Origin of the sequence: Paenibacillus germinis, from assembly GCF_013141785.1 — a bacterium.
GTDB classification, from domain to species: domain Bacteria; phylum Bacillota; class Bacilli; order Paenibacillales; family NBRC-103111; genus Paenibacillus_E; species Paenibacillus_E phytorum.
In genome coordinates, this window is the sequence record NZ_WHOC01000168.1 from 43,630 (window position 1) to 60,090 (window position 16,461).

20 protein-coding genes are annotated in these 16,461 nt (G+C 47.2%); 4 read left to right on the forward strand and 16 right to left on the reverse strand.

The genetic code is table 11. The features are described from left to right. Positions 1 to 233: 233 nt before the first annotated feature. Entirely contained in the window at positions 234 to 992 is a 759-nt protein-coding gene (locus tag GC102_RS32850) for an exodeoxyribonuclease III (protein WP_171693215.1), read from the forward strand. Between the two features lie 66 nt (positions 993 to 1,058). After that, positions 1,059 to 1,370 carry a DUF3817 domain-containing protein gene (locus GC102_RS40420; protein ID WP_216628245.1) on the forward strand — a complete coding sequence of 104 codons (312 nt, stop codon included), beginning with the start codon at positions 1,059 to 1,061 and terminating at the stop codon, positions 1,368 to 1,370. Between the two features lie 246 nt (positions 1,371 to 1,616). Here GC102_RS40420 and GC102_RS32860 read toward each other — a convergent pair whose 3' ends face one another. The 5 genes from GC102_RS32860 to GC102_RS32880 form a co-directional block, all read right to left on the reverse strand. Continuing rightward, complete coding sequence (locus GC102_RS32860) at positions 1,617 to 1,859, reverse strand: hypothetical protein (RefSeq protein WP_171693216.1); 243 nt, start codon at positions 1,857 to 1,859, stop codon at positions 1,617 to 1,619. Next, positions 1,841 to 2,749 carry a hypothetical protein gene (locus GC102_RS32865; RefSeq protein WP_171693217.1) on the reverse strand — a complete coding sequence of 303 codons (909 nt, stop codon included), beginning with the start codon at positions 2,747 to 2,749 and terminating at the stop codon, positions 1,841 to 1,843. Before GC102_RS32865 ends, GC102_RS32860 begins: the two co-directional genes overlap by 19 nt. A gap of 3 nt (positions 2,750 to 2,752) precedes the next feature. Continuing rightward, the gene (locus GC102_RS32870; RefSeq protein ID WP_171693218.1) at positions 2,753 to 3,307 is read right to left on the reverse strand and encodes a hypothetical protein; all 555 of its coding nucleotides are present in this window, start codon (positions 3,305 to 3,307) and stop codon (positions 2,753 to 2,755) included. A gap of 247 nt (positions 3,308 to 3,554) precedes the next feature. Beyond that, positions 3,555 to 4,064: a DUF4188 domain-containing protein gene (locus GC102_RS32875; protein ID WP_171693219.1), complete on the reverse strand. Its 510-nt coding sequence runs from the start codon at positions 4,062 to 4,064 to the stop codon at positions 3,555 to 3,557. 16 nt (positions 4,065 to 4,080) lie between these two features. Next, the gene (locus tag GC102_RS32880) at positions 4,081 to 4,716 is read right to left on the reverse strand and encodes a TetR/AcrR family transcriptional regulator (RefSeq protein ID WP_171693220.1); all 636 of its coding nucleotides are present in this window, start codon (positions 4,714 to 4,716) and stop codon (positions 4,081 to 4,083) included. 212 nt (positions 4,717 to 4,928) lie between these two features. Between GC102_RS32880 and GC102_RS32885 the strand changes: the two genes are divergently transcribed. Then, a complete protein-coding gene (locus tag GC102_RS32885; RefSeq protein WP_171693221.1) occupies positions 4,929 to 5,585 on the forward strand; it encodes a DUF2306 domain-containing protein in 657 nt (218 codons plus the stop codon). An 88-nt stretch (positions 5,586 to 5,673) separates the two neighbouring features. Here the strand turns inward: GC102_RS32885 and GC102_RS32890 are convergent, their stop codons facing one another. The 8 genes from GC102_RS32890 to GC102_RS32925 form a co-directional block, all read right to left on the reverse strand. Beyond that, complete coding sequence (locus GC102_RS32890; RefSeq protein ID WP_171693222.1) at positions 5,674 to 6,660, reverse strand: BtrH N-terminal domain-containing protein; 987 nt, start codon at positions 6,658 to 6,660, stop codon at positions 5,674 to 5,676. Next, positions 6,644 to 7,216: a helix-turn-helix transcriptional regulator gene (locus GC102_RS32895; RefSeq protein ID WP_171693223.1), complete on the reverse strand. Its 573-nt coding sequence runs from the start codon at positions 7,214 to 7,216 to the stop codon at positions 6,644 to 6,646. The genes GC102_RS32890 and GC102_RS32895 overlap by 17 nt, the downstream gene beginning before the upstream one ends. A 242-nt stretch (positions 7,217 to 7,458) precedes the next feature. Beyond that, positions 7,459 to 9,030 (reverse strand): ABC-F family ATP-binding cassette domain-containing protein, encoded by a 1,572-nt coding sequence (locus tag GC102_RS32900; protein WP_171693224.1) that lies wholly within the window; start codon positions 9,028 to 9,030, stop codon positions 7,459 to 7,461. A 49-nt stretch (positions 9,031 to 9,079) separates the two neighbouring features. Further along, positions 9,080 to 10,384, reverse strand: a complete 1,305-nt coding sequence (locus GC102_RS32905; protein ID WP_171693225.1) for an MFS transporter — start codon at positions 10,382 to 10,384, stop codon at positions 9,080 to 9,082. After that, the gene (locus GC102_RS32910) at positions 10,363 to 11,034 is read right to left on the reverse strand and encodes an ArsR/SmtB family transcription factor (protein ID WP_171693226.1); all 672 of its coding nucleotides are present in this window, start codon (positions 11,032 to 11,034) and stop codon (positions 10,363 to 10,365) included. The genes GC102_RS32905 and GC102_RS32910 overlap by 22 nt, the downstream gene beginning before the upstream one ends. 257 nt (positions 11,035 to 11,291) lie before the next feature. Then, on the reverse strand, positions 11,292 to 12,128 hold the full coding sequence (locus tag GC102_RS32915) for a sulfurtransferase (protein WP_171693227.1): 837 nt from the start codon (positions 12,126 to 12,128) through the stop codon (positions 11,292 to 11,294). A 30-nt stretch (positions 12,129 to 12,158) separates the two neighbouring features. Then, the gene (locus GC102_RS32920) at positions 12,159 to 12,632 is read right to left on the reverse strand and encodes a GNAT family N-acetyltransferase (protein ID WP_171693228.1); all 474 of its coding nucleotides are present in this window, start codon (positions 12,630 to 12,632) and stop codon (positions 12,159 to 12,161) included. An 81-nt stretch (positions 12,633 to 12,713) separates the two neighbouring features. Beyond that, entirely contained in the window at positions 12,714 to 13,373 is a 660-nt protein-coding gene (locus GC102_RS32925) for a hypothetical protein (protein WP_171693229.1), read from the reverse strand. Between the two features lie 27 nt (positions 13,374 to 13,400). Here GC102_RS32925 and GC102_RS32930 point away from each other — a divergent pair, with 27 nt between their 5' ends. Then, positions 13,401 to 13,925 carry a GNAT family N-acetyltransferase gene (locus GC102_RS32930; RefSeq protein ID WP_171693230.1) on the forward strand — a complete coding sequence of 175 codons (525 nt, stop codon included), beginning with the start codon at positions 13,401 to 13,403 and terminating at the stop codon, positions 13,923 to 13,925. Here GC102_RS32930 and GC102_RS32935 read toward each other — a convergent pair. Genes GC102_RS32935 through GC102_RS32945 form a run of 3 tightly spaced genes read right to left on the reverse strand, consistent with a single transcriptional unit; the run spans position 13,914 to position 16,387 of the window. Next, complete coding sequence (locus tag GC102_RS32935; protein ID WP_171693231.1) at positions 13,914 to 14,225, reverse strand: 4a-hydroxytetrahydrobiopterin dehydratase; 312 nt, start codon at positions 14,223 to 14,225, stop codon at positions 13,914 to 13,916. The genes GC102_RS32930 and GC102_RS32935 overlap by 12 nt on opposite strands. A gap of 20 nt (positions 14,226 to 14,245) precedes the next feature. Next, a complete protein-coding gene (gene recQ / locus GC102_RS32940) occupies positions 14,246 to 16,054 on the reverse strand; it encodes a DNA helicase RecQ (RefSeq protein WP_171693232.1) in 1,809 nt (602 codons plus the stop codon). A gap of 39 nt (positions 16,055 to 16,093) precedes the next feature. Then, positions 16,094 to 16,387: a hypothetical protein gene (locus GC102_RS32945; protein ID WP_057304499.1), complete on the reverse strand. Its 294-nt coding sequence runs from the start codon at positions 16,385 to 16,387 to the stop codon at positions 16,094 to 16,096. Positions 16,388 to 16,461 lie beyond the last annotated feature (74 nt).

Here is a 16,461-nt window from a genome sequence, read left to right on the forward strand (position 1 = left end):
AGTGAGTAGTGAGTAGTGAGTAGTGAGTAGTGAGTAATGAGTAATGAGTAGTGAGTAGTGAGTAGTGAGTAATGAGTAATGAGTAGGTGGGCATGAGTATGGGTATGGGTATGGGTATGTAGTGAGTATTGAGAGTAGTAAGATTTCTCAGATCTTCATAAATCGCCGACGCCGATGAACTTATGGTACACTGAATTATATATGACTGTAAGCAGCAAGGGGAAAAGATGAAGATGAAACTTGTATCCTGGAACGTTAATGGGTTGAGAGCATGTGTAAATAAAGGGTTTGTTGATTATTTCGGGCAAACGGAGGCAGATATATTCTGTCTTCAAGAGACGAAGCTGCAGGAAGGGCAAATTAACCTAGAACTGGGCGAAGCCTATACGCAATATTGGAATTATGCAGTTAAAAAAGGGTATTCCGGCACCGCCGTTTTTACAAGAATTCAACCTCTCTCGGTGAGATATGGTATGGAGGAGAACGAAGAGCCTGAGGGTCGGATACTCACGTTGGAGTTCGACAATTTCTACCTCGTGACCGTCTATACACCCAATGCGAAACGTGATCTCTCTAGGCTGGATTACCGAGTGGAGTGGGAAGATCGCTTTAGAAGCTACCTCTTGCAATTGGACGCCCAAAAGCTAGTTATCGTTTGTGGCGATTTGAATGTGGCCCATCATGAAATTGACATCAAGAATGCAAAAGGGAATCTCAATAATTCGGGCTTTACCCCTCAGGAACGCGGTAAAATGACGGAATTGTTGGATGCGGGATTTATTGATACGTTCCGTCATCTCTACCCTGATCGGACAGATGTCTACTCTTGGTGGTCTAATATGCCAGGCGTAAGAGCGCGGAATGTGGGATGGAGAATCGACTATTTCCTTGCTTCTACGAGACTAGGTCCTAAGATCACTGATGCAAAAATCGACTGCGATATATTGGGTAGCGATCATTGTCCTGTCATATTGGAGCTCGATTTGACCTGATAAATTAATTCAAACGTTGAAAACGAGATTGGAGCGATTATTATACTTACCACTTCCTTAGGGCGTTTGCGTCTAACAAGCTATATTGAGGGTATTTCTTATCTTTTCCTACTGTTTATAGCCATGCCGTTTAAATACTTTTTGGACCAGCCTCAACTCGTGTTTGTCGGCGGCATGTTTCACGGCGTGATGTTCGTGCTTTACATCTTAACGGCGGTGCACGCTTTTGTCATTAGACGTTGGAACGTGAAACGAGCACTCCTAATTATTGGCTGTATTTTCATCCCGTTCCTCTTCATCAAGCAAGATCGTTTGATCCATAACGAGGAGTTAGAGCTAAAGAAGGGTCGTCCCATTAACCCGAAAAAGAGGATTTAGACATGCAATGATCAGGCCGCATGATTTCACCATAGCCCTTATTCGAACCCCTTCTATGGGGTTCTTTTGCTATTCAACGAGTCTTGAAATTCAAGACTTTAGTAACATAAAAAAAGGCTGCTGCAGCCTACCCAAAGGCAAACTCTCACAGCCCGCAAACCCGCGCCCCATAATGGCTCACGTTCTTTTCTCCTCGCGATTCACAACCAGGTATCCTCGAACTAAACCCACTTGTACACGATGTAACTAATACTCAAATGTATTATGATGTGAATTTCGACTACGAATGTAAGATCTGACGGATTTATAGCCATATATGCTAAGCAGGAGCAGCTCGAGAACCCAAATAATGATGGTCGAAATATCGCTTAGTTCGTACTGCAAATAATTAAATTCCGCGAAGTGCTTTCGTTCGAACTTATCTGCCACCATTTGAGCGACATGATCAATAATCGGGACAAAATCCTTAGTTAGGCTCTGCTCCCCCATATATCTTGAACCTCAAGCTTCAGTATATCGACCTCGCTCCAAGAGAATGCATAAGCCCACTTCATGGTTCCATCCGGTGCTGGGCTGAAGCTAACAATGAAATCGTTCTTATTGCCGTTTTGCCAATTATCTTGAAGAGCATAGCCGTATTCTTTTGGCTTATCTACACCAACGTTAACAAAGATGAGGTTAACCTGTTTCCATGATTTCGTTTTCCCAGGTTGGTCTGGATCTGGCACATCTTTATTCAGCTTTGAATTCCAAGCAGCAAGAACATCCAATGCATTGTCTTGATTCGGAACATGACCGACAATTCGATCAACCTTGATATAATTCGTCACATATCCCGGATAGCTTGGTAGATCTGGGTAATCTTTTGGATCAATCTCGCTATGCTTAAAAAGACTGTAGGATCCTTTCACCTTATTGGTGTAAGTATGCTTAGAGGCCGATGGCGTACCGAGCGGAAAATGTTTGGAAAGCTCCGTCGTTGTGTTCGGATATCGATCGTTAAAGCGAGTCTTCCTATCCAGTGATTCGCTCACAGATATCCAACCATCGTCTGAGGTTTTAATTTTGTTTTTCGCCTCGTGGTGCTCCCAATGTCCGCGCTCCTTGGTGCAGTTCTTACGACCGTTGCTATCCGTTGTGCATTCTTCCTTGCCCGGAATCCACTCATCCCATTCCTCTTTGTGTTCCCACCCGGTAACTGTACCCGACCAAACCTCTCTATCCATGGTGCGGAAATAGTAATCTATGCCGATCACACTGCCGAATAGGAACACAGCGATAATCGTGACACCCACGAACCGTCCCCACCTTCGGCCCATCAAAAGCTCTATAGCGAATCCGACAATCAGAACAAGAAAGAACGCTGCCCAATAAACCATCTGCTACCTCAACTTCACTTCATTATCTTTGCCTGTTTGATAAGCATCGGTCGTTCGATCGGACGTAATGATGAATTTTTCTGCATCCATCGTTTGAAAATGGAAAATAGCATTCATAACGATATGTTTTCGAATATGCGTATTATATTCACGGACTATATCAGCAATTTTCTTTTGATTACGGTCAAACTCTGTACGCGCGGAACTAATTTCGTTTTGAAGTTTCGTGTACAAATCCTTGCTCATTTGGGGATTTTGTTCCTGTACCACTTTGAAAAGCACCTGTGTATCGTTGTAACGACCAGCAATGAGATCGGTATACACTTTTTTGATATCATCCGCTTGCATATCCGTCACTTGCGCCATTTCTTTAAATCGTTTCCACATATTATCGTAATTCGACTTATTCGCGACATGCTGCGATTTAATTTGCTCATCAAGAGCAATAGCCGTATTTCGATGACTCCAAATCATAGCTGCACTAATAATTGCAATTAATACCAATATCACGATAAAGCCTAAACAACCAATAACGAATATGCCACTTTTGCTTTTCATGAAATGAAGCCCCTCTGCCTATTATTTCCACACATTTCTATTATTTTAGCATATTCGGATGACAAATTAGGTCAAGATTCTACAAAATTTTACTAGAGAGGGGAATATCCCCTAACAACCAACATAGGAATCATTACCTCCATGACAAAAAGAACTGCAACAGCCTACCCGAAGGCGGCCTATCACAGTCCTTAAAAAATTAACTATTGGGATTATCGCGGCCTCCACTCAACCACACTGCAATCACTTATGCCGGATTAGAAGGCGTTGGAACAGCAGGCTCTCCATCCCGCCCCAGCCTTCTGCTTGCCGTTTCTCGTTTTCCGACTGCGGGGACGTGACTTCCAGCCTTTGCAAGACCGAAGACAGGCATGTTGTTATACACACATTCGTAATTCCCTTCAGGAATCAGATAGGTTTCATGGTAAATCCCGACCGCACCGTCCGTTCCAACCGTTTTATTAAAATGACGCCACGCTTCTAAATGGGTTGCACCATGCCTAGCATAGTGCTCTAATTGCTCAAACGTTTTCCAATATTGAATAAGGGTCACGCCTCGCCAAGAGAGATGAAAGCTGGCATCTACAAAACCTAATTCAGGGTTGCGATACAATTCCTGGAGCATCGGATTCATGGCCTTGGCCACAGGCAGCCACTTATGTAGAGCCCATAATTTGTTAACTCTCATCCCAATGATAAAGACAACGAAAGAACCGTCCATCTGCGCCGTAAACCTGCCCGGAATTACTTTACTCATGCATTCATCGCTCCTTTTACCTATTTTCAAGCAATTGTAGATGGGTGTTATAAAAGCCCTTAATATCCTTAGAACCATATAGTTGAGCGGTCAAAAATGCTCCGTAAAACACAGTAAACAACACCTTTACCGCTGTTTCCACCGTAAATTCTTTTCTTAGCTTTCCATCCGTATCCGCCTCGGTCATGCAACGATGAAACAGTTTATACATGTCAGGTGTCTGCGCGCCAACTTCTTCATAACCAGGGAACAGCAAATGAACCTCCGCTTCGCTGAGTTCCGGCATGCAAGGATGCATGTTCATTTCTGCCAGAAAAGATATCAAACTTGGCATTAATCCCGCTCTTTCCTCGGCCTCTTCCGCCACTTTATGGAGCACATACTGGATAACCGAGAACCCGCGTTTACCCTCCGCATCGATCTCAATGATACGCTCCGTTAACCAAACACGCATAAAATAAACGAGCAAGTCTTCCTTTTTTTGAAAAAACTTAAAGAATGTAACCCGAGATATTTCCGCCTTCCGGCAAATATCATCCAGCATCATGTCTCGAAACATCTTGTCTCCGATCAGTGACAAACTGGCTTCATACAATGCCACTTTGGTTCTAGCCTTTTTTAATTCCCTTAAAGAAATAGCTGACCGATCCATGAGTTGTCTCCTATAACTATAATTAACTTTAGTAAATAAATTAACATGTGTTAAGTTATTTTGTCAAGGTAAAGTAATAGAAGGGCTTCACGGCAGCTCCATCCCCGACTTTGGGTGGGGTCATCACTCCGTCTGAGGTCGCTTTTGGAAGTGGTCACCTTGATGATAGAATCAACTCAACGATAAAAAAGACCGAATGCGAGGGATGAATAATGGGAGTACGACGAATTAAAATTCGCGCTTGGGCATTTGGATTGTTGGCATTTTTGGCTTTGGCAATTGGCGCTTATGCCTTGGTCATGTACGGAACGCCTGACGACCTCCATAAGCAGCCGCTCGTAACGGGAAAAGGCAGTTTGCCCGATTTGTGGTACAACATCCTCTGGGCGCATGCCATCTCGGCTGGAATAGCACTTGCTATAGGCTGGCTTCAATTCATCAAGAAGCTTCGCCATCATGCACCAAACATTCACCGTTTGATCGGCTATATGTACTCCACCATGATTACAATCGGGGGCTTAACTGGTCTGTACTTAGCTTTTTATGCGAATGGCGGTTGGTTCGCGCAACTTGGCTTCGGATCGCTGTCAGTCCTATGGCTTTACACTCTCTTCCGCAGTCTAAAGAGCATCATCGTCGATCGCGATACGGCTGATCATGGCCGCTGGATGGTACGAAATTACGCGCTTAGCTGCGCAGCAATCACCCTACGGATATATACCGCGCTGGCTGCGTTATTTCTGGGACTGACCGATACGAACGATACTTTCTTCGTTATCGCCTGGATTTGTTGGATACCCAATTTGTTGTTCGCAGAGCTTATCATTGGTGAAAAGAAACGTACGACCGGGAGGACCATGGTACGGTAGTTGAGGATGCATGAATAAACCTGAAAAAGATGATCCCTTTTATTAGGAGTCATCTTTTTTCATTCTGAGTTGCGAATCAATTATAAAGTTAAATTGTCAATAAAAACTCCATGGCTACTCGTTCTCTTTCCGCAATGTCGACCAAAAGCTCGGATGCAAGATTTAGCTCCTGTAGATTTCCAGTTCTTCCCGCTTTGTCAATTGACGCCGAAACACCACTCCACATCGGCGCGATTTCCGCAAACAGAAAGTATGCCTGCTCTAATTTAGAATCACCAAACATATCAACGCATTCTTTTAGAAAATCTCTATAAAGGTTTCGAAATAAGGCGCCGCCGGTACCCGCTCTTTCCATCAATAAAGCAGTCAAACACAGATCTTTCTCTAAATCCTTGCTTCTAGAAGGCCAATTCAGGATTTCATCGCTCATTTTTTTTATTCCTTTATTCCCCATATTGCGGATAGGCGGATTCAAATAGTCATGAGCATTGTTGATAAGAGATGAACGTATGGCCGGTACAAGCGGTGGAAGGGCACTCGTTTGCTCTATCGTAAAGGAGCGATTTCTGGAGCTCATGGGTCCCTTTGCGTTTCTTGCCAAAGTCAAATTGGATAATCGCGTCGTAACGAGTCCGCCTTGTTGGCTTGTGTCTGCCATATAGGCGAATTCATCATCCATTCCATATATCACCGCATAGTGGGCTGCAAAGTGTATTTTGTTCGTAAAGTAATCTAAATAATACGAATCCAATTTAAGGCCAACAGGAATTCCCCGATCTATGTAGTTTTGTACGTTCTGCCATGCTTTTGGAACAGATGAGGTCTCTTGCACTTTGATGTTCAAATTGAACCGAGATGCTATGCAAGCAGACACTTCATCAGGTTTCGACCTACCCCCAATAAAAGGGAAATCCATTCCCTTCGAATCCCAATAAATGAATCCCAAACCTTGCCCAATACCGAATAACATCGGCTCGGATAGACGAACACCTTCATGTTGAAGGAGATTACCCATCGCTGTCGTCTCGCAGTGTTCTCCTTGAAAAAGAGTAAAACCTTCAATCATCATGGGCATGTCCCTCCAGTTCCTCTGTTATTTCGTTGATCAGATTTGCGACAAATGTCTGTTCATTCTCGATGAGACTCATCGGGTGAAGAAAAAGAGCTCTAACATGCAACGGCAATTGATAGCCGCCTTGCGCTTCATATTTCTGCCCTAGGTTCCTCAATGTCTCATCAAGAAAGCTCTGCCGTTTCCGCAGCGCTTCCACGGCTTCATTTTTCCCTATAAAAGGGAGACCAGCGAGCCCAAGATCGAAACGGTTATCCCGTTCCCGCGCAGAAGTTAGGCTTATGATGATTTCATCTTTCAATGCTTCTATACCGGCCTCCATCATGACATACGTGGACGGCAAAGGTCCTTTGCCGGACTTATGGCCGGCATCTTCGGATCGGATCAATTGTTTGTCTTTCAGCTTCTGCAAACCGGCGTATATAGAAGTAGTACCTATATTCGCCCATTCCCTGTAGCCTCTAAGCTCTATCAACTTATTGATTTGGTACCCCGACGCTTGTTTGGATTCCGAAATAATCTGCAGCAGCATAAATTCCACGTTGGAAAGACGACTCATTATTTACCTCCTTTTATATATTTCATATATGTAATATAACACTAGTGTAATATAAGATCAAGGCTATGCACTTCTCCCACCTCTCGGTATGTTGGAAACTTTCACTCCTTAGTCGGTTGCGCTGCTAAGCGCACAAGAGGGCCGCAACAGGCACTCATCGCAACCTGTTACAGCCCTCAACCCCGCGTCCGACGCGGTCTTTCATCTTTTACTTCTCACCTTCCAAATGAGAAACGTCTTTCCTATAGATTCTGCTCGCTTACTCCTAATATCGGGTCGAAAACCAGCATTTTCGTCCCGATTTTGTCAATAAAGAACCGATCATGGCTTACCGTAATTACGGCACCAGGGAAATGGATCAACGCCTGCTCCATAACCTGAATGCTAGTTAAATCCAGATGGTTGGTTGGCTCATCCAATATAATGACCGCGGCACCGGAGAGAAGGCATTTCGCTAGCGCGACCCTGGCCTTCTGTCCGCCGGATAGGTTCCCGATGAACTTGCTTAGATCCATCTCCGAAAATTGCAGCATGGCTAGAAATTTGTTCACCTTTTTCCGGGGGGCATCCAATCCCAAACCGTACGTATTCACTGCGTGGCTAACGGTATCCTTAGGATTGAGCTCCTCCCACATCCGGTTGAAGTAAGCGTAGCTGACGCCCTTCTCCCAGATCACCTCGCCGGATTCAGGCTTCTCCTGACCCGTAAGCACCTTAATGAGCGTGGACTTCCCGCTTCCGTTTGGACCAACGATGACTAAGCGGTCTTCCTTCTGAATGTCGAAGCTGACGTTCTGAAAGATCAGCCGATCATCGTAGGTCTGCCCGATTTTCTTGACTTCGCATAGCTTGTCCGGAAAGCGCAGTTTCTCATAAATATCAGTGATTAGAACATTTACGGGGTGCGGCTCTATCCGCTTTTTGTTATCCGCCAATTGGCGGGACAGACGGTCTTTTGAAGATTTCTTGCTTGCACGGCTATCAATGGCTTCTGACTCCATGAGAAGAAGCTCTTCCTCCCACTCGAACTGGCGGTCCAATTCCTTCTTGCGCATCTTCTTTTTGCGGATATAGTCGGTGTAATTCCCTTCATATTCCTGAAAATGATAGTTCTCGATCTCGATCGTTCGCGTGACTACTTTGTCAATAAATTGCCTGTCATGTGACACCAGAATCATAGCACCTTTGAACCGATACAACCATTGCTCCAACCACGCTATACCTTCCATATCCAAGTAATTCGTCGGTTCGTCGAGCAAGACAACATCAGGCAGCTCGATTAGCATCTTGGCGAGCGCAGCACGGTTTCTCCAACCTCCGGACAACTCATCGATAGGCTGATTGCGCGACCTCTCATTGAATCCCAGCTTCGTAAGAACAGTGTTAATCTCGACAGATACGTTCCAGCCGTCCAAATGCTCCATTTGTTCGAATAGCTCCGCCTGCCTCGTCAACAGCCGATCCATTTCACTGTCTTCGGTGACCAATCCCAGCTTTTCTCCAACTTCCTGCAGCTCCCGTTCGATAAGTACAACCTGCTCGAAGCACATTTCCAGCTCTTGCTGAAGGGACAGGCTTCCTCGCATTTCCGAGAATTGGGAGAAGTACCCTACTTTAACTTGCGGATCTATTTCCACTTTTCCGGACGTTGGCTCTTCTTTACCCATAATCAGCTTAAAAACCGTCGACTTACCGGCACCGTTCCGCCCGATTAGGCCGATACGCTCTCCTTGGGTCACGCGAAAATAGATATCGCGAAAGATCAGTGAATCTTCATATTTCTTTGTGACGTTCTCCAAACGAATTACACTCATACTAATCACCCTTCTAATTCCGTCAGTCTAGCGTGATTATAACACTAGATCACTGTGCTAATCTCTTCTCGTTTTGATCTATCGACCGATCCCTGCGCAACCAGATCATAACCGGGATCAACAGCAGAGACAGGAACCCGCCCGCCAGAGAGAGGACGGCAAAGCTGGAATTGGCGACGACCATGCCCGACAACGCTCCCCCCGATGCCCCCGCCAATGATACCAGGACATCCACGGTTCCTTGTGTCTTGGCACGTGTGGCTGGGGATGTCGCATCGATGATCTGCGCGGTGCCGCTGATCAGGCCGAAGTTCCAGCCGAGTCCAAGCAGTGCCAGAGCGACGATGAGCCAGACCATCGAATCGGCCGGCGCCCATGCGGCAAGCAATCCCGCGAGCAGCAGCGTGAAACCCGCTGCACAGGACATGAACGTACGCCCGACCTTGTCCACGAGAACTCCCGTTATCAAGGAAGGTAGAAACATCGCCGCGACATGAATGCCGATCACCATGCCCACCGCGCTCAACCCATGTCCGTGATGCTTCATATGTATCGGCGTCATCGTCATGATGGCGACCATCACGACCTGCGTCAAGACCATCACGGTCGTCCCGATGATGATTCCCCGGTTACGGACAGCTGGCGCCATGAGATTCGCATCAACCATCGCTTTGGATGAATTCGCTTCTTGCGCTTCGGCGATGGCTTTAGCTACGAGATACGGATCTGGACGAAGCAACGCCCACAACACCAGTCCCGCGAGAATAAAAGCGACCGCGCCTAGCATAAACGGGCCCGAAAGAGCAGGAGCGCCGACAGATGTCGCGAATCGTCCCATGACCCCCACCAGATTCGGCCCCGCAACTGCGCCAAACGTCGTGAATACCATGGCTAAGCTGACGGCTCTCGCACGCTGCTTAGGCTGAGCTAAGTCGGTTCCCGCATAACGCGCCTGCAGGTTGGTCGACGTGCCGGCGCCATAGATCAGCATCGAAGCGAACAAAAGCGGAAGATTATTAGCGATGGCTGCAAATACGACTCCGATCGCGCCGATCCCCCCTGCAAGAAAGCCAGCGGTTAGGCCTACTCGACGGCCGAAACGTTGTGAAAGTCTTCCGACAAGCAATGCCGACGAGGCCGCGCCTAGCGTCAACAGCGCCGAAGGAACCCCAGCTAAGCTATCCGTCCCGAGCATATCCTGAGCAAGCAGCGCTCCGACCGTGACGCCTGCCGCGAGTCCCGCTCCGCCGAATAGTTGGGCGATGATCACGATCGTTAGTGATCTCCGATAGAGCTGCTGCTGTCTCTCAGGAGAATGAATGTATTCTTTAATCAATTCGCTTCCTTCAGCCATTCATGCTCTCCCCCCTCCAGCTTGTATGCCGTGATCCCCTCCCGCTGCAACTTGGCAACGGCCTGTGTCGAACTGATGCAGTAGGGGCCTCTGCAATACACCACAACTTCAACGGGCCTAGACAGATTGTGAAGATACGGTTCCAACTCCTCCATCGGTACGGAAATGGCCCCCGCGAGATGACCAGCCTCATATTCGTCCCTCGATCGTACATCGAGCAGGATGATCTCTCCGGCCTCTATCTTCGCCTTCGCTTCCTCCAAAGAAAGCGTCCTCACATCCTCATAGTGGTGTAAAAATTCCTGTCTAATCCGCGCAACCTCCGCAAGCTGACTCTCGCCTATCTGCCACAAAGCAAACAAAAACGCGCCAATGGAAGGGTCAGCCAACGAATAGATGACATATGTACCTTTCTTGCTAAACTTCACTAGTCTGGCATCGAGCAAAACCTGCAGATGGCGAGATACGTTAGCCACACTCATCTCCGTGACTTGGGCCAGCTTCTCTACCGACTTAGGCCCCTGAGCAAGCAAACTCAAGATTTCAAGCCGCTTGTCGCTGGATAGGCACTTCCCCACCCGGGCTAACTGCTGAAACAGTTCATTTTTAAATTCTTTTGCGGAAGTGGTTGCCTCGGGTACAAATTCCATGATCGTTCGTCCTTTCATATTCAATTCATTAATTGAATATTAGAATGTGAATAGGCTGTTCGTCAAGAAGTAATATCATCGTCATCTGGCATTGACTCCACGGTTATCTTCATACGCACTCTCCAACGTAGAAGCGGATACATGATCATTCTCTGATCATGTATATTACTCTACAAACCAAAAGAGGGCCGCAACAGCCCACCTCTCGGCAACCTGTCACAGCCCTCAAACCCGCGTGCGACGCGGCTTCCCAATTCTTACTCTTCGCCCTTCGCAATCGGATTGTCCTCATACGAGATCCAATCGCTCCAGCTCCCGCTATAGAGCTTCACGTTATCGAAGCCCGCTTCGCTAAGGCCCAGCACGTTCGGGCACGCCGTCACGCCGGAGCCGCAATAGACGATGATTTCATCGGCATCGCGCAGCGCGGCAAAGTGCTGCTCCTGCTCCGCAGCTGACAACCAGGCGCCGTTCTCACCGAGAACGCCTTTCCAGAAGAAGTTGCGCGCGCTCGGGATGTGGCCAGCCACCGCATCGATCGGCTCTTCCAAGCCGAGGTAGCGACGCTCCTCGCGCGAGTCAACGAGCACGGTGCCTGGACGGCCGAGCTTGTCCTTGACCTCGTCCATGCTCGCAAGCATGGCGCGATGCACCTTCGGTGAGAAGGTCCGCGGGAACACCGTGGACACTTCATCGGTAACCGGGTAGCCAGCAGCTTTCCATGCTGTATACCCTTGGTCTAATACGTATACCTCGGAGTGACCGAGGAATTTCAGCATCCACCATAGTCGCGAAGCCATGGCTCCGCCTTGATCGTCGTAAGCCACGACGGTCTTCGTACCATCGATCCCGAGGTTGCCCACGAGGATAGAGAAGGCTCCTAGATCAGGGAGCGGATGCCGGCCTCCGTGCGCCATTTTGGCACCGGATAAGTCTTTCTCCAAGTCTACATACACAGCGCCTGTTATATGGTCTTTCTCATAATTCTGTCTGCCTGATTCTGGTTGTCCTAGCGCAAAGCGGCAATCCGCAATCACGATGTTCGCATCGCCAAGCTGTCCTAGCAGCCAAGTCTGACTTACGATATTTTCCACAGTTTCATGCCACCATCTTTCGTCATTCGATTAATCGCCAATTCCACTCGTTGGATTAACGGAGTACGTCTGCCAATCACTGCGATCTCCACCCATTTTATCGTAAAATGCTTGGGCGCGGAAGTTATCTTTGGCTGTTGTCCATGTTAAATTGGCATATCCATTTCTCGCGGCATATCCTTTGCAAGCAGCAAATAGTTTCGCTGCCGCACCCTGACCACGCTCAGCCTCGATGACGAATAGGTCGTTCATAATCGCTATTTTGGAAGCACGCAAAGTACTGAAGGTAAAATATAAGGTCGCAAAGCCAACCAGCGTCCCCTCTTCCGTCTCCGCTACGAATTGAATACCTTCCTTCTGCTCAAGCAGCTGGTGAATCAATCCGTTCAATTTCTCATCCTCGGGTTGTCGATACTGGTAGAAGTCCACAATATAAGCGAGCATCAACGTTTTCAACTGCGGAATATCTTGCATTACCGCTTCACGAATCGTAACTTGGGTCATTTAGGGTGACCTCCTATTCCTATTAAGTCTATATAATCATTGTACCCCAAATCTTGCCTTTATGATGAAAGGTAATCTCGGTTAAATGTCTTCCATTTCCTTCCGATACAGGAGATAAATGATCCATCCTAGTAGTAGGCTTAAGCCTGCTGTGAAATAGAATATGAAGGTTATTTTCAACGTAACCCCATAATAAGTCAATGAGAACAGTACAAATGCCAAGAGAAACACATGCAGCAGGACATTTTTCTGTGGAAGCCAAGCACTTTTCGAGCTTAACTCGATTCGAACGGTAAAACCTAAGCGTTTCTTAACCAGTACCAAAGCTGTGAGGTACGAAAGCGATGCGGCAACCATTTTCAAAGCACGATAAGAGGAATCAAGCCCCTCAAAATAAGTAACCAGAGAAATATGCGTAATGAGCGGCATGATAAATAGAACAATGGCCAAATAAATCGTATAGCCAAGAGAGCCGAGAAACGCTACCATGAGCGCATGCAGTTTGCGCAGGCGAAATATGTAGTGAATAAAGATCGCTTCCGTTACAATAATGAGCATAGGTTGCAAGCTCTCCGCCCACTTCTGGGATAAAAATAATCTAGATACACACGCAATCACGAAGGAAACAAGCAGCACAATCGGCCATTTTGTTTTCAACGAGATTCTGAATAGGGTTAGTCCCAACACGAGCATAGAAAATAGAGTTATTGTGCCAATTGGAATATGACTATACCAATCCATTTGAACCTCCAACCAATAGATGAAAGGATGATAACTACGAACAAAAAGATACATGCAAACTTACCGTGGCGCGTCGTTCCCCTAACGGAAGCGAATTGCCGTGAACTTTGCACTTGGAAGTATTCGCCTCCATACGATTTATACAATTGGTCTCCTTGGAAGACTATGCTTCATGAACAAGCTGAATTCGCTGACCCACAAATTCGAGCTGAGCAGTATCGAGCCGTGTTGGATGAAAACGGAATATTGTCTGGGTTCGTTCAATTCTTCCCTATTGTTGGGGTGACACGTTTAGGACTAGGACTTCGACCGGATGTTTGCGGGAAAGCGAGCGGAATAGGTACCCAATTCGTCCAACTTCTCGTTCAAGAAGCCCAGCACCGGGCGCCCCTGCAGGAGATTGATCTAGAAGTTCTCATCTGGAACGAACGTGCGATCCAGACGTACGAGAGAGCCGGCTTTGCGATTACAGACACGTATGAAAGGTGGACTCCCACGGGGATGGCTGCCTTTCACTGCATGGTATATAACGGACCGAGCTTAATCAGGTAATTCACTGCCAGTAGTAATGTCAGCAAAAGCCTGATCAAATTTAGCTGCGGATTCGAAATCCAAATTGGTTAAGCCTCCTGCATGCCAGGACGTAAGTCGCAGCGTGACCATCTTATAATCGATCGCGATCATGGGGTGATGGTTAACGTCTTCTGCTATCCTGGCGACTTCATTCACGAAGTTTATGCCCTGCATAAATGCCGTAAATCGATATTTACGCACAATCCATTTGTGATCGTCTGTTGTCCAGCCAGTCACCTCCGCAAGCTTCTGATCAATGTCAGTGTTCCCAAGCTTCACCTATCACCACTCCTCTGATTTTAATCAAAATCATAGGCGACCGCACCCAATTCGCCCTCTCCTGCATACGTGCGAAGGAGGTCCAGGAACGGCTTCCCGTAGTTTCGGTATTTCACTTCGCCGACACCTTTGATACGCAGCATGGCAGATTCCGATGTCGGACAAATCTCACTCATTTCACGCAGCGTGCTATCCGAGAAAATAATATATGGCGGCACCTTCTCACGTGCGGCTATTTCCCGACGAAGTAGGCGAAGCTGCTCGAACAAGGTGTTATCAATTGCGGCAGCCTTAACCTGCTGCTTGCGAACCTTTTGGTTCACCTGCAGTTTTCCTTGAAGCACTTCTGCTGCGGGCTGCATCAGCTTCACAACCGGATATTGACCATCCGATAGCTGCAAATACCCTTCTGAAGTCAGCACGTTGATCAGATCAGAAATCTCCTTCTCCGGCAGATCTCGCATTATGCCATGGGTAGGCAGACGATCGAAGCGATAGTCGACAATCTTCTTTGCCTTCGATCCTTTGAGCACGGAGGCGACCATCGAGATGCCGAAACGTTCTCCCATCCTTCGAATGCAGGAGAAAATCTTCTGCGCTTCGACGGTGATATCCACCGTATCGCGATCATCTTTGCACGAGCTGCAATTGCCGCAAGTATCTTTAATATTGGTTTCATCAAAATAGTGCAGAATGACGTTGCGCAAGCATCGTGGCGAATAGCAAAAGTCGATCATGGTCTGCAGCTTCTTGTACTCGTTCGCTTTACGCTCCGGCGAGAGCTGATTCTGCTCGATCAAAAACTTCTGCGTCATAATATCCTGCGCGCTAAACAGCAGAATGCACTCACTCGGCTCTCCATCTCGACCCGCACGTCCGGCCTCTTGATAGTAAGCCTCCATATTTTTCGGCATATTGTAGTGAATGACATAACGGACGTTGGACTTATCGATGCCCATCCCAAAAGCGTTCGTCGCGATCATCACGCGAATATCATCGTATAGAAACGCCTCCTGCATGTAGGAGCGTTCTTCATCGGTTAGACCTGCGTGGTACTTCCCTGCGGCGAAGCCTTTTTTTCGTAAGGTTTCATATAGTTCTTCAACATCCTTACGCGTAGCGGCATAAATAATACCAGGCTGATGCGTATGCTCTTTCACATAATTCTGAATGTAATCCCGCTTATTCTCACCTCGCAGAATCGTCAATTCCAGATTATCCCGTGAAAAACCATTGACGAATATGCCCGCTTGATCCAAATCAAGCAGTCTCGCAATATCGGCTGTTACCTCGGCAGTGGCCGTAGCTGTGAAGGCTGCTACAATCGGGCGATTAGGCAGCTCACGAATGAATGGAGCAATCGACACATAGCTCGGGCGAAAATCATGCCCCCATTGCGACACGCAGTGCGCTTCATCAATAGCTACAAGCGGAAGATTCAGCGCAGACATTCGAGCACGAAATCGTTCCGACTCCAGCCGCTCTGGCGCGATATACAGCAGTTTATATTTGCCCTGCATGGCGCCTTGCATCCGCTGTTCTACTTCTTTTGCCTCCAGCGTACTGTTAATGAAAGTTGCCGGAACACCTAGCACACTTAACGCATCCACTTGATCCTTCATCAAGGAGATTAGCGGGGAAATAACCAGCGTCACACCCTCCATGAGCATGGCTGGAACTTGATAACAGATCGATTTACCTCCGCCCGTCGGCATAATGCCTAACGTATCTCGACCTTCAAGCAGATTCGTAATGATATTCTTCTGACCCTCGCGAAATTCCGGGTATCCATAAACTTGTTGTAAAACCTTCCTTGCTCCATCCAGCATAGCTTCCATACACCTTTCTATATCACACTTCTGCCTTATTTATACCAAATAGATGACGGAAACCAACTTCTCCCCGTCATGAACCTTCAGCACGTGATTATTCGGATCATGGCGGACGGATCCCGCTCCTACGTGCATCACAGGTGCGTTTCCTAATCCGTAAAAAATATCGTCAGCCAGCGTTCGCAGGCATTCTTCTTGTTCGTCCTTTTCAAGCTCCTGCCAGTCGTCCGCATTCATTTCCAACAGTTCATAAAACCCATCAACCATCTCAATGCCACGCACGAAATCAGTGACGATATCCTTATATTCTCTGCCAAATTTAATACCCACCTGCGCAGTCTCCCTTCAAAAGCATTTCGTATAGCTTCACTTTATCATATTATAGGCAGGAATGCAGGGTTAAC

Excerpts from the sequence above, each read along its gene's own strand:
- recQ (WP_171693232.1), bottom strand. The coding sequence starts at position 16,054 with ATGCTGGATGGAGCAAGGAAGGTTTTACAACAAGTTTATGGATACCCG.
- GC102_RS32850 (WP_171693215.1), top strand. The coding sequence starts at position 234 with ATGAAACTTGTATCCTGGAACGTTAATGGGTTGAGAGCATGTGTAAAT.
- GC102_RS32900 (WP_171693224.1), bottom strand. The coding sequence starts at position 9,030 with ATGAGTGTAATTCGTTTGGAGAACGTCACAAAGAAATATGAAGATTCA.
- GC102_RS32930 (WP_171693230.1), top strand. The coding sequence starts at position 13,401 with ATGATAACTACGAACAAAAAGATACATGCAAACTTACCGTGGCGCGTC.
- GC102_RS32880 (WP_171693220.1), bottom strand. The coding sequence starts at position 4,716 with ATGGATCGGTCAGCTATTTCTTTAAGGGAATTAAAAAAGGCTAGAACC.
- GC102_RS32910 (WP_171693226.1), bottom strand. The coding sequence starts at position 11,034 with ATGGAATTTGTACCCGAGGCAACCACTTCCGCAAAAGAATTTAAAAAT.
- GC102_RS32875 (WP_171693219.1), bottom strand. The coding sequence starts at position 4,064 with ATGAGTAAAGTAATTCCGGGCAGGTTTACGGCGCAGATGGACGGTTCT.
- GC102_RS32905 (WP_171693225.1), bottom strand. The coding sequence starts at position 10,384 with ATGGCTGAAGGAAGCGAATTGATTAAAGAATACATTCATTCTCCTGAG.
- GC102_RS32860 (WP_171693216.1), bottom strand. The coding sequence starts at position 1,859 with ATGGGGGAGCAGAGCCTAACTAAGGATTTTGTCCCGATTATTGATCAT.
- GC102_RS32925 (WP_171693229.1), bottom strand. The coding sequence starts at position 13,373 with ATGGATTGGTATAGTCATATTCCAATTGGCACAATAACTCTATTTTCT.
- GC102_RS32865 (WP_171693217.1), bottom strand. The coding sequence starts at position 2,749 with ATGGTTTATTGGGCAGCGTTCTTTCTTGTTCTGATTGTCGGATTCGCT.
- GC102_RS32890 (WP_171693222.1), bottom strand. The coding sequence starts at position 6,660 with ATGCCCATGATGATTGAAGGTTTTACTCTTTTTCAAGGAGAACACTGC.
- GC102_RS32885 (WP_171693221.1), top strand. The coding sequence starts at position 4,929 with ATGGGAGTACGACGAATTAAAATTCGCGCTTGGGCATTTGGATTGTTG.
- GC102_RS32895 (WP_171693223.1), bottom strand. The coding sequence starts at position 7,216 with ATGAGTCGTCTTTCCAACGTGGAATTTATGCTGCTGCAGATTATTTCG.
- GC102_RS32920 (WP_171693228.1), bottom strand. The coding sequence starts at position 12,632 with ATGACCCAAGTTACGATTCGTGAAGCGGTAATGCAAGATATTCCGCAG.
- GC102_RS32870 (WP_171693218.1), bottom strand. The coding sequence starts at position 3,307 with ATGAAAAGCAAAAGTGGCATATTCGTTATTGGTTGTTTAGGCTTTATC.